The sequence below is a fragment of the Paenibacillus forsythiae T98 genome (genome assembly GCF_000520735.1).
Classification (GTDB): Bacteria; Bacillota; Bacilli; order Paenibacillales; family Paenibacillaceae; genus Paenibacillus_AQ; species Paenibacillus_AQ forsythiae.
In genome coordinates this window covers 1-363 of the sequence record NZ_ASSC01000367.1, presented here as the reverse complement: position 1 = coordinate 363, position 363 = coordinate 1, and the positions used below count along the sequence as shown (strand labels likewise).

The window sequence follows — 363 nt, the reverse complement described above, 5'->3', positions numbered from 1 at the left end:
GGCTCCTGTAGCGACTCCCTCCGGAGCCATAGTTTCGGTCTCATCCGTAATCGTCCGCAAATCGTCACGATCCTTCGTGACCACTGAAATATCTTCATTGCGGATGCCTCTGCCCTGCAATTCCTGTATCGCTTTGGTCGCCTCTCGTTCCGTATCGAAAATGCCAATAATTTTCTTTGTCACTTGAAGCCCTCCTTAAGTCTTGGGTGTACGTTAGTTATATTACCCTTGCTCCACTTTTCCAAACATGGCGAAAGCGTGAAGGACAGGCTTCAAATCGACCTAAGCGGGGGCAAATCTGACAAACGGATAGCTCGCCTCTCCGTTATTTGACCGGACGCGTGCGGCGGGTCGGTATGGCCT

Annotated in this window: 1 protein-coding gene; it reads right to left on the bottom strand. The window is 51.2% G+C overall.

Features of this window, described 5'->3' with window-relative positions; translation table 11 throughout:
* Positions 1–183: general stress protein (locus L692_RS28565; protein WP_036723341.1), on the bottom strand; the 183-nt coding region annotated here is incomplete at its 3' end.
* Positions 184–363 lie beyond the last annotated feature (180 nt).